Annotated in this window: 21 protein-coding genes; 12 read left to right on the top strand and 9 right to left on the bottom strand. The window is 42.9% G+C overall.

The window, feature by feature from the left end:
• Nucleotides 1-285: 285 nt before the first annotated feature.
• From V7K41_RS15195 to efp, 3 genes are all read right to left on the bottom strand, one after another.
• Nucleotides 286-633: an ArsR/SmtB family transcription factor gene (locus tag V7K41_RS15195; protein WP_104909018.1), complete on the bottom strand. Its 348-nt coding sequence runs from the start codon at nucleotides 631-633 to the stop codon at nucleotides 286-288.
• Nucleotides 634-695: 62 nt separating this feature from the next.
• Nucleotides 696-1,253 carry an acetyl-CoA carboxylase biotin carboxyl carrier protein gene (accB, locus tag V7K41_RS15190; protein WP_334849374.1) on the bottom strand — a complete coding sequence of 186 codons (558 nt, stop codon included), beginning with the start codon at nucleotides 1,251-1,253 and terminating at the stop codon, nucleotides 696-698.
• Between the two features lie 109 nt (nucleotides 1,254-1,362).
• On the bottom strand, nucleotides 1,363-1,920 hold the full coding sequence (efp, locus tag V7K41_RS15185) for an elongation factor P (RefSeq protein WP_094349903.1): 558 nt from the start codon (nucleotides 1,918-1,920) through the stop codon (nucleotides 1,363-1,365).
• 202 nt (nucleotides 1,921-2,122) lie between these two features.
• Here efp and V7K41_RS15180 point away from each other — a divergent pair, with 202 nt between their 5' ends.
• The gene (locus V7K41_RS15180; protein ID WP_334849372.1) at nucleotides 2,123-3,229 is read left to right on the top strand and encodes a peptidylprolyl isomerase; all 1,107 of its coding nucleotides are present in this window, start codon (nucleotides 2,123-2,125) and stop codon (nucleotides 3,227-3,229) included.
• Between the two features lie 49 nt (nucleotides 3,230-3,278).
• Here V7K41_RS15180 and V7K41_RS15175 read toward each other — a convergent pair whose 3' ends face one another.
• Nucleotides 3,279-3,866 carry a Uma2 family endonuclease gene (locus V7K41_RS15175; protein WP_334849370.1) on the bottom strand — a complete coding sequence of 196 codons (588 nt, stop codon included), beginning with the start codon at nucleotides 3,864-3,866 and terminating at the stop codon, nucleotides 3,279-3,281.
• Nucleotides 3,867-3,955: 89 nt separating this feature from the next.
• Between V7K41_RS15175 and thiL the strand changes: the two genes are divergently transcribed.
• The gene (thiL, locus tag V7K41_RS15170) at nucleotides 3,956-4,978 is read left to right on the top strand and encodes a thiamine-phosphate kinase (protein ID WP_334849368.1); all 1,023 of its coding nucleotides are present in this window, start codon (nucleotides 3,956-3,958) and stop codon (nucleotides 4,976-4,978) included.
• Between the two features lie 72 nt (nucleotides 4,979-5,050).
• Here the strand turns inward: thiL and V7K41_RS15165 are convergent, their stop codons facing one another.
• Nucleotides 5,051-6,064, bottom strand: a complete 1,014-nt coding sequence (locus tag V7K41_RS15165) for a type I glyceraldehyde-3-phosphate dehydrogenase (protein ID WP_334849366.1) — start codon at nucleotides 6,062-6,064, stop codon at nucleotides 5,051-5,053.
• Nucleotides 6,065-6,180: 116 nt separating this feature from the next.
• The gene (nadD, locus tag V7K41_RS15160; RefSeq protein WP_334849364.1) at nucleotides 6,181-6,807 is read right to left on the bottom strand and encodes a nicotinate (nicotinamide) nucleotide adenylyltransferase; all 627 of its coding nucleotides are present in this window, start codon (nucleotides 6,805-6,807) and stop codon (nucleotides 6,181-6,183) included.
• A 403-nt stretch (nucleotides 6,808-7,210) separates the two neighbouring features.
• Here nadD and murC point away from each other — a divergent pair, with 403 nt between their 5' ends.
• The 4 genes from murC to V7K41_RS15140 all read left to right on the top strand — a co-directional run bounded on the left by murC (nucleotide 7,211) and on the right by V7K41_RS15140 (nucleotide 11,000).
• Nucleotides 7,211-8,674, top strand: coding sequence for a UDP-N-acetylmuramate--L-alanine ligase (gene murC, locus V7K41_RS15155; protein WP_334849362.1), 1,464 nt, complete (start codon nucleotides 7,211-7,213; stop codon nucleotides 8,672-8,674).
• 124 nt (nucleotides 8,675-8,798) lie between these two features.
• On the top strand, nucleotides 8,799-9,797 hold the full coding sequence (murB, locus tag V7K41_RS15150; protein WP_334849360.1) for a UDP-N-acetylmuramate dehydrogenase: 999 nt from the start codon (nucleotides 8,799-8,801) through the stop codon (nucleotides 9,795-9,797).
• Between the two features lie 199 nt (nucleotides 9,798-9,996).
• Nucleotides 9,997-10,344, top strand: a complete 348-nt coding sequence (locus tag V7K41_RS15145) for a YbaB/EbfC family nucleoid-associated protein (protein ID WP_292762183.1) — start codon at nucleotides 9,997-9,999, stop codon at nucleotides 10,342-10,344.
• Between the two features lie 176 nt (nucleotides 10,345-10,520).
• Entirely contained in the window at nucleotides 10,521-11,000 is a 480-nt protein-coding gene (locus V7K41_RS15140; protein ID WP_334849394.1) for a low molecular weight protein-tyrosine-phosphatase, read from the top strand.
• A gap of 45 nt (nucleotides 11,001-11,045) precedes the next feature.
• On the opposite strand, the gene V7K41_RS15135 is transcribed toward V7K41_RS15140, so the two are convergent.
• Nucleotides 11,046-11,729, bottom strand: a complete 684-nt coding sequence (locus tag V7K41_RS15135; RefSeq protein WP_334849358.1) for a response regulator transcription factor — start codon at nucleotides 11,727-11,729, stop codon at nucleotides 11,046-11,048.
• 689 nt (nucleotides 11,730-12,418) lie between these two features.
• Here V7K41_RS15135 and smpB point away from each other — a divergent pair.
• Both smpB and V7K41_RS15125 read left to right on the top strand, forming a co-directional pair.
• On the top strand, nucleotides 12,419-12,886 hold the full coding sequence (gene smpB / locus V7K41_RS15130; RefSeq protein WP_094349892.1) for an SsrA-binding protein SmpB: 468 nt from the start codon (nucleotides 12,419-12,421) through the stop codon (nucleotides 12,884-12,886).
• A 181-nt stretch (nucleotides 12,887-13,067) separates the two neighbouring features.
• Complete coding sequence (locus V7K41_RS15125; RefSeq protein WP_334849356.1) at nucleotides 13,068-13,346, top strand: WGxxGxxG family protein; 279 nt, start codon at nucleotides 13,068-13,070, stop codon at nucleotides 13,344-13,346.
• A gap of 77 nt (nucleotides 13,347-13,423) precedes the next feature.
• On the opposite strand, the gene V7K41_RS15120 is transcribed toward V7K41_RS15125, so the two are convergent.
• Nucleotides 13,424-14,842 (bottom strand): IctB family putative bicarbonate transporter, encoded by a 1,419-nt coding sequence (locus V7K41_RS15120; protein ID WP_334849354.1) that lies wholly within the window; start codon nucleotides 14,840-14,842, stop codon nucleotides 13,424-13,426.
• A gap of 346 nt (nucleotides 14,843-15,188) precedes the next feature.
• On the bottom strand, nucleotides 15,189-16,742 hold the full coding sequence (locus V7K41_RS15115; protein ID WP_334849392.1) for a GAF domain-containing sensor histidine kinase: 1,554 nt from the start codon (nucleotides 16,740-16,742) through the stop codon (nucleotides 15,189-15,191).
• A gap of 741 nt (nucleotides 16,743-17,483) precedes the next feature.
• On the opposite strand from V7K41_RS15115, the gene V7K41_RS15110 reads away from it, so the two are divergent.
• The 4 genes from V7K41_RS15110 to V7K41_RS15095 all read left to right on the top strand — a co-directional run bounded on the left by V7K41_RS15110 (nucleotide 17,484) and on the right by V7K41_RS15095 (nucleotide 22,189).
• Complete coding sequence (locus V7K41_RS15110; RefSeq protein ID WP_334849352.1) at nucleotides 17,484-18,677, top strand: DegT/DnrJ/EryC1/StrS family aminotransferase; 1,194 nt, start codon at nucleotides 17,484-17,486, stop codon at nucleotides 18,675-18,677.
• Nucleotides 18,678-18,780: 103 nt separating this feature from the next.
• The gene (crtB, locus tag V7K41_RS15105; protein WP_334849350.1) at nucleotides 18,781-19,674 is read left to right on the top strand and encodes a cyanoexosortase B; all 894 of its coding nucleotides are present in this window, start codon (nucleotides 18,781-18,783) and stop codon (nucleotides 19,672-19,674) included.
• A 199-nt stretch (nucleotides 19,675-19,873) separates the two neighbouring features.
• Complete coding sequence (locus V7K41_RS15100) at nucleotides 19,874-20,596, top strand: cyanoexosortase B system-associated protein (RefSeq protein WP_334849348.1); 723 nt, start codon at nucleotides 19,874-19,876, stop codon at nucleotides 20,594-20,596.
• 264 nt (nucleotides 20,597-20,860) lie between these two features.
• Nucleotides 20,861-22,189 (top strand): polysaccharide biosynthesis/export family protein, encoded by a 1,329-nt coding sequence (locus V7K41_RS15095; RefSeq protein ID WP_442943196.1) that lies wholly within the window; start codon nucleotides 20,861-20,863, stop codon nucleotides 22,187-22,189.
• The last annotated feature ends 6 nt before the right edge of the window (nucleotides 22,190-22,195 follow it).

The following is a 22,195-nucleotide window of genomic DNA, read 5'->3' as shown; positions in this document are numbered from 1 at the left end:
GTCATTAGTTTTGGATAAATAACAAAGGACAACTGACAAAGGACAAATGACACCTGACTTACCGTTTGCTATTTAACATTTAGTCATTAGTCATTAGTCATTAGTTTTGGATAAATAACAAAGGACAACTGACAAAGGACAAATGACACCTGACTTACCGTTTGCTATTTAACATTTAGTCATTAGTCATTGGTCATTGGTCATTAGTCATTAGTCATTAGTCATTAGTCATTAGTTTTGGATAAAGAACAAAGGACAACTGACAAAGGACAAATGACACCTGACTTACCGTTTGCTATTTAACACACGAAAATTACGGGCTTGCTGCTCTAACCTTGTGGCGAGGCGATCGCAAACCCGATTACACAAATCAAAAATCATTTGATCTTCCACCCGGTAATAGGCGCAAGTTCCTTCACTGCGGCGGCTAAGAATACCTGCTTGCCACATTACCTTCAGGTGTTTTGATACATTTGCCTGAGAAGTCTGTGTTGCCTCTACCAACTCTTGCACGCATTTTTCTTCATCCCGTAATAAGTGTAGCAGCCGTAGGCGCATTGGTTCACTTAACAGGCTGAAGTATTCAGCTACTTGTTGCACCACTTCTGGTGGTAAAGGCAACGTTTGTTTCATCAGCGTTAACCCGCAAGGACAGAAAATTTTAACAACGACTCACATCATATATACATTAATACTTAATCAGGGTTAATTCGCATTAAAGGTTGACCATATTCTACAGCGTCGCCATTTTGAAGAAGAATTTCCATCACCTGTCCAGAGACTTCGGCTTCGATTTCATTCATCAGCTTCATGGCTTCAATTATACAGACTGCTTGACCCTTGCGGACGCGATCGCCCACTTCCACAAATGCCGCTTCCCCAGGCGCAGGAGCGCGATAAAACGTTCCTACCATTGGGGAAGGCACTTCTACTAATCTCTGGTCAATGGTTGAGGGAGGATTTACTGCCAACTGCATTTGTGTGCTAGTTCCAGTATTCTCAAATACACGAGATGTGGACATCTCCGTTAGCTGACTTCCGCTCATCTGGTTTCCCCCAGATGAACCTGATGTCAAGCCTGAACCAACCACACCGCCTAAAGTCCCTTGACCTACCGACAACATCTGATTGCTAAGGCTCACAGCCTTACGGACTGTTAGCTCAAAATCATCGCTTTTGAGCGTGACTTCTGCAATATCTGTTTGTGCGATAGTTGCCAGAAGTTGGCGGATTTCATTAAAGTCCAATGGCACAGTTTTTATTACCTCGACCTATCCGTAAATGAGCATCTTAAGTGTGGCAGGGAATTAATCCCTATGTAGGGATTTCAATCGGGAGCAAGCATCTCCGTAGAAATGAAAGTTATTCCCTGCTGATATATTTATCTTCCTGAGTATCAACTTTGATACGTTCTCCTTGGGAAATAAACAAAGGAACCATCACAACTGCACCAGTTTCCAGAGTTGCTGGTTTTGAGCCACCTGTGGCAGTATCACCTTTTAAACCTGGATCTGTTTGGACAATTTCCAGAACCACAGACTTAGGTAACTCTACTCCTAGCACCTGTTCGCCCCACCGAATCACTTCGGCTTCCATACCTTCCTTGAGGTACTTGACGCGATCGCCAATTTGTTCGCGAGTCAATCTGCCTTCTTCGTAGGTTTCCATATCCATAAAGACAAACTCATCGCCTTCTTTATAGGTATGCTGCATCGTACTTTTTTCTAAAGTGGCTTGCGGCACTGTTTCCCCTGCGCGGAACGTTTTTTCCATAACGCTCCCACTCTGGACATTTTTTAGCTTAGTTCGTACAAAGGCGGAACCTTTGCCTGGTTTGACGTGCAAGAATTCAAGCACTCGCCATACAGACCCATCCAATACAATTGAAACACCGGGTCGAAAGTCGTTACTGGAGATCATGAAACTTTCAAATTTTGGAAGACAATCGGCATTTATTGTACCCTTCTAGGGTCGTCATTGGGCATTTGTCATTAGTTTCGTGTCATTGTCATTAGTCATTTTTCCTCAGCCCTAGACCTCTGCTCCACTCATCACCTAACGTGGGAAGATTATTTATGGGTTACGTCCAGTCAACAATTCACTGCTGCATTTGAGTTATCCCATGCTTAACTTATTAAAATCCTGGCTGAAGAAGAGCCTAATGGCAATACTGCTGATAACAATATTTTTAGGCATAACTACAGCTGGGTGGACTCCCTCCAGTAGCGCCGCACTCCCAGCCGGCAATGCAATTACCGATGGAAAGGCTTTGTTACGGTATGCACTCCCGATAGATAACAAACCTGTGCGGCAACTACAAGGCAGCTTAGAGGACATCTCTGCCCAACTGCGGGCGAATCGGCGTTGGGGTGCTATTTCCAAAGACATCAGCCAAGCATCCCGCATTCTCGATAAACCTTCCCAAATCTTAACAAGCGTTCCCGCAGAACGCCAACCCCAAGCCGAAGCTTGGATTACCGAGTTGAAATCTGGGGTGGGTAAATTGCAAGAATTGGCGAACAGCAAAGATAAAGAACAAATTCTGCAAGAGAGAAGTAAACTACTAAATCTCGTTACTCAGCTAGAAGATTCAATGGTGAAACAATTTCCCTTTGAAGTGCCTGCTGAGTATAACAACCTGCCACAACTTAAAGGTCGTGCCACTGTAGAAATTAAAACCAACAAAGGCGATTTAGCTCTTGTCGTAGACGGTTATAGTGCCCCTGTAACTGCTGGTAATTTTGTAGATTTGGTACAGAGGGGTTTTTATAATGGCTTAGAATTTAGCCGTTCTGAAGAATCTTACTTTCTCCAAACTGGAGATCCTGCTGGGAAAGATGTGGGTTTCATTGACCCAACAACGGGCAAATATCGCGCTATTCCCTTAGAAGTCTTAGTTAAAGGTGATAAAGTACCTACTTATGGCATTACTTTAGAAGAAGCTGGCCGTTACGTTGATATGCCAGTTCTACCCTTCTCTGCCTTTGGTGCAGTGGTGATGGCTCGTCCTGAAAGTGAAGTAAATGGTGGTTCATCACAATTTTTCTTCTTTTTGTTTGAACCAGAACTTACCCCCGCCGGCCGCAACCTATTGGATGGTCGTTATGCCGTTTTTGGCTATCTTACCGAAGGTAAAGAAGTTTTGGATAAACTGAAGGCTGGTGATAAAATTGAATCGGCAACTGTGGTTCAAGGAATAGAAAATCTGGTTGAGCCGCAAGCTGCATAATTAAGAGAGCAGGGGAGCAGGGGGAGAATAATTCCTGTACAGACAAGGGTTAATCGCGTCTCCCCTGATTCAGATTTCCGGCAGTGAATATCCGATCAACTGCGATCGCTAATTCTGGAAAAATCCGCGATCCAATTTGCTGGGTATCTGTAAAAACTGTTTCTTCGTAAAATCCATCTTCCAGTAGTAACACTGAAACTTTTGTTGCCAGTGGGTCTACAATCCAATATTCAGGAACCTCTAAAGCCGCATATTCAGAGCGTTTATAACGATAGTCCCGCTTCACAGACTCTGGACTGACCACCTCGACAATTAATAACGGAGGTGACTCAAATACTGCTGAAGCATTCAACAATTCTCTAGCTTGCTCCAGTGTCACTACACACAGATCGGTCAACCTAGATTTATTTCTACCCGTTCTCACCCCACTTTCCCGAAAACACAGCCAAGTAGAGTTACAACGTTTGATTTCTGCTTTCAAGGCAGTATCCAAAAAATCGACAATCAGGAAATGTTCAATAGTAGGTGGATTCATTAGCTCTAGCTTGCCATCCACCAGTTCATAATGGAAATCGCTACCATCATCATAGGTTAAGTACTCCTCAAAGGTAATGCTGATTACTGGTGTTGTTACCATTCCAACTGACTCCTAGACAATACCCTTATCTTAAACAGTAAAGTAAATCATCAGTTTTCTTCGTAATTTTGCAACACGGAAAACCGATTGTGAACAGTGAGTTATCTTCTCAACAGGTAAAAGACATTGGCGAACAAGGTCTTTTAGAAAGATTACAGCGCTTCTGTCCTCCAGAACTTATTGGTGATGATGCCGCAGTACTTGAAACTGCACCAGGGCAATCTTTGGTGGTGACTACAGATGTACTGGTTGATGGCGTACATTTTAGCAACCTCACCACTTCCCCAGAAGATGCTGGTTGGCGAGCTGCGGCTGCCAATTTATCAGATGTAGCAGCAATGGGCGCTTCTCCATTGGGAATCACTGTCGGGTTGGGACTACCGGGTGAACTTAGGGTGAGTTGGGTAGAACGCTTGTACCAGGGAATGACGGAATGCCTGCAAAAATACAATACCCCAATTGTTGGCGGTGATGTCGTGCGATCGCCTGTTACTACTCTGGCAATTACCGCTTTTGGTCAAGTTAACCCTAGTCAAATTATCCGCCGTTCTGCTGCTGTTGTTGGGGATGCGATCGTCGTTACAGGCGTTCATGGAGCCTCCCACGCAGGCTTAGAACTCCTTTTGCATCCAGAATTAGGAGAAAATCTCAACAACGAAGAAAAGACGGCTCTAATCCTCGCACACCAACGCCCACAGCCACGATTAGATGTCTTAGCAATCCTCTGCAAAATCTTAACTCCTAACTTCCAACTTTCCATTGCTGGTATGGATAGCAGCGATGGTTTGGCAGATGCGATTATTCAAATTTGCCGCGCCAGTGGCGTTGGCGCTGTCTTAGAACACAGACAAATTCCCCTACCAAAAACTTTTAACCATTGGCTGACACCAGACCAAGCGCTAGCTTATGCTCTATATGGTGGCGAAGACTTTGAATTAGTGCTGTGCTTACCACAAGAATTAGCATCAGCCTTAGTGCAACATCTTGGAAAAGGCGCTGCGATCGCAGGTAGGATTACAGCCGGATCGACAGTAATATTGCACGACGAGCAAAAAAAATTCCCCGACCAAGTTCTGAATCTTAGCCAGGGATTTCAACATTTTGGTCAATAGTGCTTTGTCCTTTGTCCTTTGTCCTTTTTTTAATGACCAATAACTAATGACTAATGACTAATGACTAATTAATTATTGCCACTTTTGGGCTACCAATTCTGCCAAATCCAAGACTCGTTGGCTGTAACCCCACTCGTTGTCATACCACGCCATAACTTTTACTAAATCATTGCCCATAACCAAAGTCAAGCTAGCATCAACAATCGAAGAAGCATCACTACCTTGATAATCGGAAGATACTAGTTCGAGTTGGCTGTAGTCCAAAATCCCTTTAAGTGGGCCTTCGGCAGCATCTTTGAGAGCTTGGTTAACTTCTTCAGTAATAGTACGCTTCTCAACCTGAACTACGAAATCTACCATTGAGACGTTCGGGGTTGGTACGCGCAAGGCAACGCCATTTAGCTTGCCTTTGAGGTCTGGGATAACCAGCGCCACTGCTTTTGCTGCGCCAGTAGAGGTAGGTACAATGTTTATCGCTGCGGCCCTCGCCCGTCGCAAATCCCGGTGAGAAGCGTCTAGCAAGCGCTGATCGCCTGTATAGCTGTGGGTGGTGGTCATCGTACCTTTGATGATGCCAAACTTATCGTTCAACACCTTGGCGATTGGTGCCAAGCAGTTGGTAGTACAGCTAGCATTACTGATAATGTGGTGTTTATTGTGGTCATAGTCATGATGATTCACACCAACCACAAAAGTGCCATCCTCGTTTTTACCAGGAGCGGTAATCAGAACTTTCTTGGCTCCGGCATTTACGTGCTTGAGCGCTCCTTCTTTGCTAGTAAATACCCCAGTTGCTTCGATAATTAGGTCAATTCCCCAATCTTTCCAGGGCAACTTTTCTGGGTTGCGATCGGATACGCACTTAATGGTCTTACCGTTAACGATAATAGAGTTATCATCGGCACTAATCTCAGCACCCTTGATCTTCCCTAGCATCGAGTCATACTTCAGCAGGTGAGCATTGGTTCTAGGGTCTGACGTGTCATTAATAGCGACAAGATCGATTTGGCTATTCTCTCTACCCACCCAGCAACGTGCAAAGTTACGTCCAATCCGCCCAAAACCGTTGATTGCAACTCTAATCACAGTGTCTTGCCCTCTGTATTTATGCTTATATGTTGATATCGTTGACCCCAATCATATCGCAAAGGGGGGGGGCACTTTTAACCATAAAGTGTTAGATCAATAAAAAAACACATAATTTATTCAGATTTTTTCGAGTAGAAATTGTTGTTAATGATATATGATCTGACCGTTTCCGGGACTAAATAACGAATTGACTGGCGTTCGCGGCAAAATTTGCGAATTAGACTTGACGAAACTCCTACTAAAGGTATATTCAAGAGTTGCCAGTGAATGGTCAGAGACTGCTCCTTGAGTTGTTGCTCCACTTGCTTGCAGATTAATTTGCTTTGAGTTATAGTCTCACCACCTAGCTGTCGGGGTGCGATTAACCAATCACACATTTGTGCTAGTTCGTGTCCACGGTACCAACCGGGTAAGGTTTGGAAAGTATCCAAACCCACAATCCAGTACCAGTGAGTATTTGGGTAACAAGCAGATAAGTCGATCAGGGTGTTAATGGCATAAGAAGTCCCAGAGCGATTTGTCTCTACTAGTGAGACAGTAAACGCTGGGTTATCTTTGATGGCTAATTGCAGCATTTGCACACGATGCTCAAACAAAGCTGCTTCTTTGTGAGGCGGATTTAGGGATGGCACCCAAATTACCTTTTCAAGGGATACTTGATGCAAAGCTGTCTCAGCTACGAGCAGGTGCCCCCAATGAATTGGATCGAATGTGCCACCAAAAATTGCTAGTTGCTGCATCCAGTTATGCCTGGTTTATATGCAATTGAAAAATAGTTTCATTACCAATGTATTATTGTACTCAATTCACGCCTAAACTTGATGCAATTTCAAATTAGTTTCACTAAACAATGTATTATGTAGCCAATTCCAGTAAGGTAGCCAAAAATATGTATTTGACATTACAAGAATTTCTTTCCCGATGCGACCAAAATTTTCAGAATAATCTTAAGAACAGTTCAGAAATAGCAAAAACCTCCAACCAAGGTAAAATCATTCTGAACCAGGAAAGCCAGAGCAGAAACATCATTTGGGCATCAAACATGAACATGATACAGGAGTAGTTACGGTAAAAATCAAATTCCTGTTATGATACGCGTGTCATTTGTGATTATGGTGTGGTGTGGTGTAAGAGGAGCAATAAATGACTAATTCTGTAGATTTTAGTGGTAGACCATTTCATTTCATTGGCATCGGTGGCATAGGTATGTCTGCTCTGGCATACGTTCTTGCAAAGCGTCAATTTCCAGTATCAGGTTCGGATCTTCGTCCGAATCACATTACGCACAAGTTAGAATCTATCGGTGCTCATATTTTTGGTAAACAAGAGGCAAGCAATCTCGAATTCTTTCGCCCTCAGATATTAGCGAATGCAGTAGTATTAAATTCACAAGAACAATTACCTACTGATACTAAATCAAAACTGCCTCAAGTCATTTGTTCAACAGCAATTAACACTAACAATTTAGAATACAAAGCAGCGCTGGAATTAGGTTGTCCAGTTTTACATCGTTCAGATGTACTAGCAGCTTTAATTGCCGATTACTACAGCATTGCAGTGGCAGGAACACACGGCAAAACTACAACCAGTAGTATGATTGGCTATATGCTTCTGGAAGCAGGTTTAGACCCAACGATTTTAGTCGGTGGCGAAGTCAATGCTTGGGAAGGTAATGCTCGATTGGGACAAAGCCAATATTTGGTAGCCGAAGCAGATGAATCAGATGGTTCTTTAGTAAAGCACGCTCCCGAAATTGGTATCATCACCAATATTGAACTCGATCATCCTGACCACTACGATACATTAGAAGAAGTCATTGACACCTTCCAGACATTTGCTAAGGGTTGTAAAACGTTAATAGGTAGCATTGACTGTGCTACAGTGCGCGATCGCTTGCAACCCACAATTACCTACAGCTTACACTCAGATACCGACGCCGATTACACCGTCACCAATATTGATTATCGTGCTGATGGTACTACGGCTTTGGTTTGGGAAAGAGGCAAAGCTTTGGGCGTGTTGACGTTGCGGTTGCTCAGTCGGCATAATCTCAGCAATGCCCTAGCCGCAGTAGCTGTTGGTCGCGCTTTGGGCTTAGAATTTGGAGCAATTGCCAAAGGTATCGCCACCTTTGAAGGAGCAAGACGACGCTTTGAGTTTCGAGGTGAAGTCAATGGCATTACCTTCATTGATGACTATGCTCACCACCCTAGCGAACTTCGCGTTACTCTCGCCGCAGCACGTTTACAGGCAAGACCAGGGCAAAGAGTGGTTGCCATCTTCCAACCCCATCGCTATAGCCGGACACTGACCTTTTTAGAAGAATTTGCCGAGTCCTTTACCCATGCTGATTTGGTTGTGCTAACTGATATTTACAGTGCAGGCGAACCTAATTTAGGGCAAATTAGTGGTGAACGTCTAACGGCGGAAATTGCTAAACAGCATTCGCAGGTAGTTTATCAACCAACTTTACCCGCAGTGTATGAGTACTTGCTACAAACACTACGCCCAGGAGACTTGGCGTTGTTTTTAGGGGCTGGAAATTTGAACCAGGTGATTCCTGAAATAATTACGACACTTTGTGAGCCGGCTAAAGCCACATCCTAAGTGGAGACTTTGCGAAGTTTGATTTCTGAGCAAAGCGCCCCTCTAGCAACGGTTTCATCTGTGAACTCTATTACCGTATCTTTGCGGTAAATAAATGTAAAAATTTTACCAAAAAAAAGTAAAGATGACCATTTCCCAGGCAGCTGGAAACGTCTGCACAATTTCTGCTTTGAATACAAAGAAACAGCAAACAGCTAATTCAGTGGAGAGCGAAGTAATTTACTTACCCAGTACTGATTGTGCGATCAAGTCCCAGGCTTCTTTGTCAGCGTTTACTTCCTATAGAGTTGGGGGAGCAGCTGATTTATACGTTGCCCCCCGAAACTTAGAAGCACTGCAAGCAAGTCTTAAATACGCAAAAGAACATAATTTAAAGGTGACAACACTGGGAGCAGGTTCTAACTTGCTCGTGAGCGATGGTGGCATATCAGGCTTAGTCATTGCTACTCGTCATCTCCGCTTCAGTCACTTTGACCCCCAGACAGGTCAATTAACCGTTGCTGCTGGAGCATCAATTCCCAGCTTGGCATGGGCAGCAGCAGAATTAGGTTGGCAAGGATTGGAGTGGGCTGTTGGTATCCCCGGAACAGCAGGAGGTGCTGTGGTGATGAACGCAGGGGCACATAATAGCTGTATCGCAGATATGTTAGTTAGTGCCCAGGTACTTTCACCCGATGGTACCTTGGAAACTCTTACCCCTGAACAGTTAGGTTATAGCTACCGGACTTCATTATTGCAAGGTGGCGATCGCATAGTCACCCAAGCCACCTTACAACTCGCGCCAGGTGCAGACCCTGCAAAAGTTGTGGCAATTACCAAAGAACACAAAAAGCATCGGTTAAGCACCCAACCATACAACTTCCCCAGTTGTGGCAGTGTTTTCCGCAATCCCAAACCTTACAGTGCTGGCTGGTTAATTGAACAAACTGGTCTGAAAGGCTACCAAATTGGTGGAGCACAAGTAGCGCTACTCCATGCTAATTTTATCGTTAATCGTGGTGGAGCAAAAGCTAGTGACATCTTCTGTCTCATTCGCCACATCCAACATCAAGTACAAGAACGTTGGTCTATTAATTTAGAGCCAGAAGTTAAAATGCTTGGAGAGTTTCAAGGTGCTTGTTGAAACTTTTAATTCTGGGAATGGGCCAAGCAAAGGAGCAGAGGGGAAGTTGGAGTAAGTCTTTCCCCTTTGCACCTTTGCATCTTGTGCCCCATAACCTATTCTAGGATGCATTAATTATTGGTAAAAAAAGAGGCAAATTACTTACCGCATCTATAATTGAATTTGATTTGTTATTCAACGCACAAGCGTACAAATAATTATGACAGGAAAAGGACAAGGATTTGGCTTTGGCTTAGGAAAAATGAAGGAACTGGCCGAAGCTTTTAAGAAAGCACAGCAAGTTCAAGAAGGCGCAAAGCGACTCCAAGAAGAATTGGAGCAAATGGAGATTCAAGGAGAATCTGGCGGTGGTCTGGTGAAGGTGATTGTCAGTGGGAACCAAGAACCAAAACGAGTAGAAATTTCTCCAGATGCTTTAGGGGAAGGTGCAGAAGTACTTTCCGATCTTGTAACGGTGGCAATGAAAGAAGCCTACAACAAGTCCACAGCAACAATGCGGGAACGTATGGAAGAATTAACCAGTGGGTTGGAGTTACCTGGATTTTAGTCATTGGTCATTAGTCATTGGTCATTAGTCATTGGTCATTAGTCACTGGATAAACAGAGAAGTCTGAGCGCCGATTTTCGGCGCTCAGACTTCTGCTCAGGGAGACGCTGCGCGTAGCTTGCTTAGGAGAAGGGGTACGCGGACAAATGACTATTGACAAAGGACAAAGAAAATCTATGCCTTACAAGTTGCTGTTTGTCTGCTTAGGTAACATCTGCCGATCGCCATCGGCAGAAAATATCATGAATCATCTAATTGAGCAGGCTGGCTTGAGCGAACACATCCTCTGTGATTCTGCTGGTACATCTAGCTATCACGTTGGTAGCCCACCTGACAGACGCATGAGTGCTGCGGCTGCTACTAAGTTGGGAATTAAACTGCGTGGTCGAGCACGCCAGTTTCAAAAGTCAGACTTTCAAGACTTTGATTTGATTTTGGCTATGGATCGAGAAAATTATGAGAACATCCTCAGTCTCGCTCAAACTAAGCAATATCAGCATAAAGTGCGTTTGATATGCGAGTTTTGCTCTCGACACACTCTAAAGGAAGTTCCAGATCCCTATTACGGTGGTCAAGAGGGATTTAATCAGGTTATTGATTTACTGATCGATGCTTGTGAAGGTCTGCTCACAAAAGTTCAAAGTGAAGAGTTATGAGTTAAAAGTTTTAATTCTTTACTCCTCACTTTGAACTCCTAACTTTTATTCCACTAAACCATGCTTCATCGCAAAACGGACTAATTCCGCTCGGTTGCTGGTTGAGGTTTTTCTCAATAAACTGCTAACGTATTTTTCCACGGTTCGAGGACTCAGGTGTAGTTGATGACCCATTTCGGCATTAGAAAGACCATGAGTCAATAACTCTAAGACTTCCTGTTCTCTATGAGTTAGGGCTGAGTGCAGATGGGATTTCTGAGTTTGAGTGGACAGAGAATTATGCGCATCCTCCGCTTTTGTCAAGCCGGAAATGCCCAAACTATCTTTATGAGAAAAACGATACTCTGATTGGATAATTTGCGATCGCTCCAAAAGATTGCGGATTGCTGCTGCTAACTCTTCCAGTTCAAAAGGCTTGGGTAAATATAAATCGCACCCTGACTGGTAGCCCAGAATTCTTTCTTGGGTTTTAATGCGTGCCGTTAATAAAATTACAGGCAATAAACGAAACACTGGTTGTTGACGCACCCGGCGCACCAGTTCATAGCCATTCATCTGTGGCATAACAATATCCGTGACAATCAAATCAGGATGATACTCATCCACCATAAACAAAGCCTCTTGACCGTCATTAGCCGTGATCACTGAATAGCCAGACAGTTCAAGATAGTCGCTAACAGACAGACGAGTGCCCAAATCATCATCCACTACAAGGATCGTCAAGGGCATGGATAATACACCCCTAGCATTTTTTTACTCAGTAATTTGCTTCTATGTACTCCATTAGTGAACACAGACAATAATAGTGTTCTTATGTTTCATACTATGACAGGATTACCAGCTAATCACTGCCCTTAGGGTTTATTTTGCCCTCAGGGTTTATTTATAAAGAAAATCTTAAATCTTTAGGAAGGTTAACGAAGTGTAACTCACCTTTGACTCCCTGTGTTTGGGAGGCATGGAGAGCTTTGTAATTTGTAACAACTCATCTAGAAAAGAGAGTGAATGTTCATTGACGTTATACCAATTCTTTGTCAGGATTTACGCAAAAAGGCAGCAAAAGCCTTGATTTTCTATAGAGAACATTTATACGCATTAGCAAAGCGTCTGTCTGCGACACGCTGCGCTAATAATGTAGATCAGCGTTTTCCCGCAAAGTATTGCCCCTACTTGATGTATAAGTACTATTTGTGAAACTGCACAAAACCAGGCTTGGCTCAAGCAACTTGTTCTATGCAACCTCAGAGGTAATCGGTATCAGCTAACTTAAAGTTGCCAGAAAACCTTAATTGTGAACTTAGAAAAGCTAAATTAGTGATATACAGTTCACCATTTATAGCGGTTCTAAGATACACCCTATAATTTACAAGCCAATCAAAATAATTTTTTAGGTACATTTAAAGCACACAAAATTATCAATGAGCGACAAGAACGAAGGTTACAAAGTTATTTGCGACAACCGTCAAGCCCGTTATTTGTATGAAATTCTAGAAACTTACGAAGCTGGAATTGAGTTGACAGGAACAGAGGTGAAGTCGATTCGTGCGGGTAAAGTCAATCTCCAAGATGGCTATGCTTTGCTTCGCAATGGCGAAGCATGGTTGATCAATGTGCATATCTCCCCTTACAACGCTAGTGGACAATATTTTAATCATGAACCACGGCGCACACGCAAGCTACTATTGCATCGCCAAGAACTCCGTAAGCTAATTGGTAAAGTCGAACAGCAGGGTTTAACTTTAATCCCTTTGAAAATGTATCTTAAACGAGGCTGGCTAAAAGTGAGTATAGCCCTTGGCAAAGGTAAAAAGCTCCATGATAAACGAGAAGACCTGAAACGACGCCAAGACCAGCGTGACATTCAACGGGCTATGAAAAGCTATTGAGGATCGGTTTGCTAAACTACCACAGTAAGAGTGAGAAACTGATTGCTGTGAAAACCATGTTGTATATCTAGAGTGTGAGTTATGAAAATGTCTACTTTATAGCCGCAGATTGATTTTGTTAAGGTCGAGACTGGATACATTGGTGAGTAAATTCAGATAGCATCAGGAATTTTCACAACTTATGAAAAGTAATTTCATTACAGCTGTTGGCGCTGGTGTTCTCACCTTGAGTATGGGAATTTTACCCTTAACTCTATCTGCACAAGCTCAGACAACTAATGATTCCGGGGCCACTACTGCTCCAACAACGACCACTAATGAGCACAACGATTTTAATTGGGGTTGGCTAGGATTAATTGGTCTATTCGGTCTAGCTGGGTTGGCTGGCAAAAAGCGCGATCCTCAACCGACTGCTTATCGCGACCCTAATGCTCCAAGTACCACTACATACAGAGACTAGACAATTCAAAATTTATTTATGCAAAATTCAAAAGTTGTCAGTTATTCAGTAGGATAACAACTGACAACTTATTTATATTAGTTTGTTGCTGGTTCTAAGTTAGTTGAATTCGTCTGGTTTTGAGCTAAAGGTGTCCAATAGCTGGCAATTAAGGCAACGATCAGCCACCAGAGAGTATTGACTTCAGGACGATACCAGACAGTATCTACGGTACCGTGAGCTAGCATACCCAACAAAATAGCGATCGCTCCAATTAACCAAAATCCTTCTACACTTCTGATTTTTCGCAATCGTCGCACTTGCAAAAGTGCCGTATTAAATGTGACAATTATTAGCCAAAGAAAACAGGCTAAACCAACAAAGCCAGTTTCTACAGTCACTTCAAACAATATCGAATAAGCGCTCAAAGCAGTGTAACGAGGGCGTTGGTAGAGGGGATAAACTTTATTAAAAGAGTTGTGACCAGGCCCAATGCCGAAAATCGGGCGATCGCGAATCATTTCAAAAACAGCATCCCACACATTTCGGCGAAAATTATTACTGCTATCCTTACGGTCGGCAAAAATACTAAACACTCGCAGCCGCACTGGCTCTACAAATATCACTGCTAGCACCAATACGCCGATCAAACCTCCCAAGACAATCGGTAGTGACCAAGTACGCCAAAAACGAGGCATCTCCACACTTTTCCAATAAACTAGTAATGCCATCACAGCTAAAACTGCCACCACTAGTCCAATCCAACCGCCACGACTAAAAGTTAGAATTAGGCAAGAACTATTGACAATTAGCATCGTTAATGCAAGAGCTTTCTTAGGCCAGCTTTGCCATGCAAAAATTGCCACTAAGCTAAAAATTACTGCTGGTAAGAGGTATCCAGCTAATAAGTTAGGATTGCCTAAATAACTGTAGACTCTTGTAGTCTTAGACATAGGAGATTCTGGATCGACCCAAGTTGCCAGTGCTGTGGCTCCAAAAAACCATTGCCGTAACCCGTATACACTAACAATTAACGATACGTGCAGATAAAGGATGATAATCCAAGAACGGAGACGAGGCGACCTTAATACCCTGGCACAAAGGGTAAATAGTAGCAAATACAAGGTCAACGTTCCCAAGTCGTTAAGTGCCGCCTTTTTCACTGGTGATAATGCTGTTGCAACTGCGGCAACCCCCCAGTAGAGCAATACCAGCAGGTGAATCGGAGTGACTGATGAGACATTTGTTGATGTTACTTCATCAGATAAAGTCAACAACAGCCAAAATCCAACACAAGCCACCAGCAAAAAACCCACCAACGTACTCGAAGCAAAAGGTGCAAGAGCATATATTAAGCTGAGTAAAGCCGCTGCGATCGCATCTCCCCACTGGAGCAAGACGCTAGTTTGCCGCCAAGAACTTAGCAGTCCCACCAGAAAGCGGTGTACATAACTGGTAGCAAGATATTCTTTGAGCGGTAAAGATGATAGAGTAAATCGTTGCCAGACTAAATTCATAAAAAACATTGCGATCGATTAGCCTGCCGACGCAGAACTTGGAATCGATCATAATGCCTATAGCTATAAAAAGGTAATAACAGAGATTGCAGATCGCGTGATGGCGCTCTTATTCTTAGCCATCAGCCAATACGAAGTTAAGATAGTTATTCATATACTTAGTACAGCTTTACGTAAAATGGTGGCGAATTGAGGGTTGAAATTTAAAGGCATAGGTAAGCGTAGAAGCACACAGAGAATTCGCTACGAATTAATGAAATATAGATAGAAAATACGTCTTTCCCAATCTCCATTACCCCTTATCCCCAGAGGGGACCCCACCTTCCCCAATCCCCAATCCCCACAATCAGACATCGCTAATTGCTGGTGAGGAAGTCGCCAGTTGGAGCGGCAAAGAAAGCACATAACGATATCCTGACTCTGGTGAACCTTGAATCAAAATATGTCCGCCATGCAATTCTGCCAGTTGACAACTTAGTAATAAACCCAAGCTTTCACGAGAAAGATTTCCATGTGATTTAGCTAAATTTATACCTGAACTAGTAGCAAAGAAATTTGAGTGGGAATCACTCAGGTTTTTGGAATTCTCCACTGCTACTGATGAAGTATCTAGTTGCTCTTGTCTTTCTGTATAAGTATTGTAAGTTGCAACCTCACCTGTAAGCTCCAGCAACGACAAAGAATTGAGACGGAAGTAAGGATCAACCTCAGTTATGCCGTCCCCTAACCAGGGATGGGAAACCCAAATAGTAATGTTGAGCGTATCTTCTTTATAGGAAACATGAATGCGAACAATGCTACCTGTAGCCGAAAGTTGAATCACACTGAAAACCAGGTGATAGAGGATTTGCCGCACCTTGTCCTTATCTAAAGGCCAAATGCGACTGCGTCCCGGTTCTATAGACAGGCGAATATCTTGTTCGCGGCGATTAGCTACTTCTTCGAGGGTATTGATAGCTTGTTGGCATAGCATTTCAATATCTACAGGAGCTAGATTTAGCACAGTTGAGTTTTCATCCATAGCTCCAAGTTCGGTAATTTCGTTTACTAGGGAAAGTAAGTACCGACCACTATGTTGGATAATTTCCAAATATTCTCTCTGCTTAGTTGTCAAAGGCCCATAAATCTCACGTCCTAAAACACTAGCCATACCGAGTACTGATGTTAAGGGCGTGCGTAACTCCTGAGTTAACTGACTCAAAAGTTCTAGCTTCAGTTGCTTAGTAGAAACAGAGTCGCTATCTTTGGTGGATGCAGTGATTTTAATCTCAGTGTTACGTTCCTCATTTAGTGAAAATATCGGAACGTTCTTGGGAGCGCTTGATTCGAGTTTCCCTTGCAGGAGTCGGTTACGTTCAAATTCACTCATGCTCCAACGAGCGATGATTTGTAAAAACTCAATGTCTTGGGGTGTAAAATTGCGTGGCACTAAATCCATTACCGCCAATGCACCCAAACAATGTCCCTCGGCATCAATCAATGGTGCTCCTAAGTAAGCACGAATACCATAATCTTGCACCAACTTGCTGCTAACAAGTATTGGATCGGTAAGTTTATGCGTATCATTTATTTTAGTGTATTGCAAACTCTCTACTACCTGAGTGCAAAATGACTCCCGGCGTAGTAGTTGGCGGTTTTGTGCCAAATGATTCATTAATCCCAGCCTAGATAAGCCTACCGCCGATTTGAACCAATGGCGTTCTTGATCCACAAATCCCAATATGGAAATTGGTGCTTCCAAAAAGCGGGCGGCAGTCTGTGTGGCTTCTTCAAAAACCGGAATCGTTTCTGGTTGCCGCAAACCTAAATCTGACAAAGCTTTGAGGCGTTGCTGTTCTCTTGATTCATGAGAATCCCAACCATCCTTTAGGGCAAATAATTTGTTTTCAGGCTCTATCATTGCCACTGCTACCTTAATAATTTCTCGATTTTGTAATTGATCCAAGTCCTATTTCTAGGTTATCAATTGCTATTTTTAAGCATTCCCTAATTTTGCCTCTGACAAACAAATTTAGGGCAAAAATTTTTTCTTCCTTTCATTAAGCCAAGAAGTGGTGTCTGCTAGTTACTAGTTACTGATGCTGAATGTTGTTTATTTAGCACTGGTGTAGTCTTTATTGCTTGAGATTTTGCAATCAGACTGCGTTAGATTTGGATTCAGCCAGGGTAAGCTAATGCTAAGGATACAATACAAAGGGGCTGTCATTTTTTATGTATACTAAGCGAAAATTTGGACTGGAACATTCAAGGTAAATTTACTTAAAAAAATAGATGTTAGTGTAATTAAATATAGACATTTTACTGATAACAGCTAGCACCCAGAGATGATAATCCTAGTCCAGGATGACCTAAATAGGCCAACCATATCCCTACGGATTAGCAAGCTACCAAATTATTGAAAAGCCCAGTTTCTGAACTTTTTGAATTTTGAGAGAAGTTGGAGTGGCGGCTTTAGAGAAGTCTGATGGCAACTTCGGGCGCTCAAATTAAAAGGGCGTAATTTTGAATTACCCATAACCGACTAAATAGCCGACCTAAGCCTTTATCCAATAGATTAAATCTATTACAATTTTACGCCGAAAATTGTACAAGGGTTTCTATTTTTCCCATGCAAGGAAACATTTTTTGAGGACGACTGGTAATGAATAAAATGACTATTAGAGTTCCTTTTGTAGACCTAAAGTTACAACATGAACCAATTCAAACGCAATTGCAAGATGCAATCCAATCTGTATTGGAACGGGGAGATTTTATTTTAGGGCAAGCACTTTCAGATTTTGAAGCAGAATTTGCGGCAGTATCTGGTACAGCTTATGGAGTTGGTGTGGCATCAGGAACAGATGCGATCGCTCTGGGATTACAAGCGTGTAATATTGGTGCTGGCGATGAAGTAATTTTACCCGCAAATACTTTTGTCGCAACTTTAATTGGGGTGCTACGTGCTGGCGCCAAGCCAATTTTGGTAGATTGCGATCGCCAAACTGCTTTAATTGACTTAGAAGCCGCAGCAAAGGTAATTACGCCTCAAACCAAAGCAATTATCCCTGTGCATCTTTATGGTCAGATGGTATCACCACGCGATCTAGTGAACTTTGCCGATACCTACAAACTCCTAATTTTTGAAGATGCCGCCCAAGCACATCTCGCCCAAAGAGACGGATATTACGCTGGTTCAATAGGAATAGCAGCAGCTTTTAGTTTCTATCCCAGCAAAAATTTGGGAGCATTTGGGGATGGGGGAATGCTGTTGACACGAGATTCAGATGTAGCCCAGAAGATGATGCGCTTGCGAAATTATGGTGCATCGCAAAAGTATTTTCATACTGAACCGGGTACGAATAGCCGCTTGGATACTTTGCAAGCAGCAATTTTGCACAAAAAACTCCCATATTTGCCCCAGTGGAATCGCGATCGCCTGACTATTGCCCAGCAGTATGATAATGAACTAGCACCCTTGGCAACTGCTGGGATTATCCCTATAGAAAATCAAAGTGATACAGGACACGTTTATCATCTTTATGTAATTAAAGTAGATGATTCTTGCCCAATAGAACGCCAGCAACTCCAGGAAAAACTGACAGCGGCGGGAATTCAAACTGGTATTCACTACCCAATTCCTTGTCATCTCCAGCCAGCATTCACCAACTTAGGCTATCAACCGGGAGATTTTCCCCAAGCAGAAAAGTTGTCAAAGCAAATATTATCATTACCGATGTATCCTGGTTTGAGTAGTAGCCAAGTTAAAGAAGTAGTAGCAGCGATCGCCAATGCAGTCTCAACAAATTATCAGGCAGACAATTTATCTCCTGCTGACCTTGGCAGCGTGCTAGCCTGAAGTTAATTCATACTTAATTTGTCCTTTGTCCTTTGTCATTTATCCTTTGCAAATGACCAATGACCAATGACCAATAACCAATGACTAATGACTAATAAAAATCATGGCACTCCAGCAACAGGTTAAAAATATAAACGCATCAGGCTTGTTAAATATAGCTATTTTAGGCGTTTTGCTGCTGCTTTATGCTCCGATATTGCTTCACTGGTTGGATGGTTGGCTGCACAAAAATATCAGTACAGAACACGAATATTTCAGCCACGGGATTATTGGTTTACCATTTGCGGCTTATCTTGGTTGGATGAACCGGAAAAAGTGGAGACGTTTGCCAGATACCATCAATCCTTTGGGCGCTGTTTTATTGTTATTAGGGGCAGTTTTTTATCTTAGCGGTGTTACAGAGTGGGTTAACCTTTCCTTGCCCGTGATATTAGTCGGATTATGCTTGTGGTTTAAGGGAATAGCAGGTTTGCGATTACAAGGATTCCCCCTACTACTAGTATTTTTAGCCACCCCAACAGCATTACCCTATCTCATTGCTCCCTATACCATGCCTCTGCAAAGCTTCATCGCTGGCACGGCAGGCTTCATACTGAATCAATTTGGTATGGAAGTAACCGTAGATGAGATAAATCTTTATGTGGGAGGACGGATTGTAGAAGTTGCTCCCTATTGTGCAGGGTTAAAAATGTTGTTTACGACTTTCTACGTTGGTTTGATGCTGCTTTATTGGACAGATGCTTTGTCTTCACGGCGGACAACTATATCGTTTTTATCTCTTGCTGCGATCGTTAGTATTAGTGCCAATATCATTCGTAATACTTTACTGACTTTCTTTCACGGCACGGGTCAAGAAGCGGCTTTTAAATGGCTGCATGAGGGTTGGGGTGGCGATCTCTACTCTGCTTGTATGCTGGTGTCACTAGTGCCCTTACTGAATTGGATTAATAGTTATTTTTCAGCATCTCTAGAAACTGAGCAAGAGGCAGAAATTTAGAGGCATTGGGTATTAGGCAGAGGAGCAGAGGGGCACAGGGGCAGAGGGGAAAAACTTACTGCAACTTCTCCCCTGTTCTCCACTCTCCACTCCCAACTCCCTTAATCTTTCATCACTTATACGTAAGTCCTAAATATTACTGAACTCACAATGGGATTTTATAAAGTAAAATTCTGCCTAAGTATTGCAAATTTTACTGATGATTTCCTTATCCAAGTTTTTCAAGGAAAACCAATTGACTCAGGTAGCAGCACTTTTGTTATTGCTACTGCTGCTAGCAATGGCAGGGGTTCCCGGATACCTGACAGGACATTGGCAATGGAAACAGCCGCCCGCTGTTACTACCCTCCACGAATTAAAACAGATCCGCAAAACTGGGTTAATTCTTCCTGGTTGGCAAACCATTGAACAAGCAGAACAGCAAATTGGCGAACATAATTGGTCTTTGCAGGTAATCAAAAAAGAAGGTTCCGAATCTCAAGCAATCCTGCTTTTGTTACCGCAAAATGGGCCTATGGATCAACCAGAGGTAGAGTGGACAGACGTTAACGGCTGGGGAAGGTCACGCTGGGGAAAGTGGGATGTAGCTCAATCTCGTTCTGCGGAATTTACTGTGAAACCATCTGCAAAGTTGGCTTCTAATGTCGAAACTAAAGTAGAAGCTAGGTTCTTTCGCGCCTCCACACCACAGCAAACCTTCGCTGTTTTGCAATGGTATGCGATGCCAGACGGCGGAAATCCATCACCTTTTCACTGGTTCTTGGCGGATCAACTGGCACAGTGGCGCAAGCAACGTATTCCTTGGGTTGGCGTGAGCATTCTGATTCCAATGGAACCTTTGGGGCAGGTAGAAACATCTTGGTCTTTAGCTCAGTCTATTGGAGAAACAGTACAAGCTGCATTAATAGCAGGCCCTTTGTAGAGTCTGTTATCGATGCCCTTGTGCAGAGATTCATCAAAAGTATCTCTATAAATTGTGTTCAGGCTGAAACTCACCTAAAAGAAAGATGTTGACAATATGAAATTGGAAATTAAATTTAGCAAAGTTATTCTCTTTCTCTTGGTAAATACTTGTAGATAAAAGAGATATCTAAGACATTTTTAGAGTAAAATAACCACTCGGCGCTACTAATTTTCTATATAAATATTTTCTGCACCGATGTTCATAGATCCCAGTTATTATTATATGCGTGGATTCAGCGCCTTGTGTTTTGTCAGTCTTCAAGTAGGAGTTTTCTTAACAACACCTATCCAACTTGTTGTTGCCCAGCCTTTTCCATCTCAAGGACAATCACCAGGGCAATTCCCCTCCCCTGTGCCAGGTACTGAGGTTGTACCTCCAGGTGCAAATGAAGAAATTTCTCCGCAACTCAGCCGCTACCTCTTGGGGCCAGGAGATGCAATTGGTGTTGTGCTTCAGCGTCCTCCTGGCCCATACCGCTTAGGCATAGGAGATGGAATTAGCGTTTCGGTTCAGCGCTTTCCAGATTTGAGCTTTCAAGCTTTAATCAACCCAGAAGGTAATATTGCAGTGCCGTTATTGGGAACAGTTTCTTTACAAGGTTTAACTTTGGAAGAAGCTCAAGAAAAAATTCGCTTGGGTTTAAATCGTTATGTAGTCGATCCAATAATAGTTTTAGCCTTAGCAACGCAGCGTCAAGACCTCAGTTTTCAAGCTGTAATTAGTCCAGAAGGCAACATCATCGTGCCGCAAGTGGGAACGGTGTCATTAAAAGGTTTAACCTTGGAAGAAGCTCAAGAAAAAATTCGCCTGGGCTTGAGTCGCTTTTTCCCAGATTCAATTGTGGTAGTATCCTTGGCAGGAACGCGACCAGTTCAAGTTACTATTAGCGGGGAAATATTTCGACCAGGAATTTATCCAGTTAATTCACCAACACCCCGTGTTACCGATGCTTTGCTAATATCTGGTGGTTCAACGTTGAATGCAGACCTGCGACAGGTGCAAGTACGCCGGAAGTTAATCGATGGTTCTGTGATTTCACAAACTATTGACTTATATGCAGCACTGCAAAATGGCGGTTCAATCCCGAATTTCCGCTTACAAGACGGAGATGCGGTACTCGTGCCCCGTCGTGAAGTCGGTAATGAGGATGGTTATGACCGCAATTTAGTAGCACGTTCATCCTTGGCCACTCCACAGATTAGAGTCCGAGTTTTAAACTACGCTGCGGGTGGTCTTTCTATTCAAGCACTGCCTAACGGCAGTACATTTGTAGATGCTTTGGGAGGAGTAAATCTAGACACTGCTAATTTGAGAGATATCGCTCTGGTTCGTTTTGATTCGGAACGAGGCAGAGCTATTACCCAAAAACTTGATGCTAAAAAAGCTTTAGGCGGTGATGCGTCTCAAAATGTGGCACTTCAAGATAACGATGTTATTGTTGTTGGTCGAAACCTAATTGGTAGAATTACTAATTTCCTGACCACTATTACCCAACCTTTCTTCAATGTTCAATCCTTTCTCCGGTTTTTTGATAATGTCGGTGGTAGATGAAATTAG

The organism is Nostoc sp. (genome assembly GCF_036917415.1).
GTDB lineage: Bacteria > Cyanobacteriota > Cyanobacteriia > Cyanobacteriales > Nostocaceae > Nostoc.
This window is presented reverse-complemented; position numbering and strand designations above follow the sequence as displayed.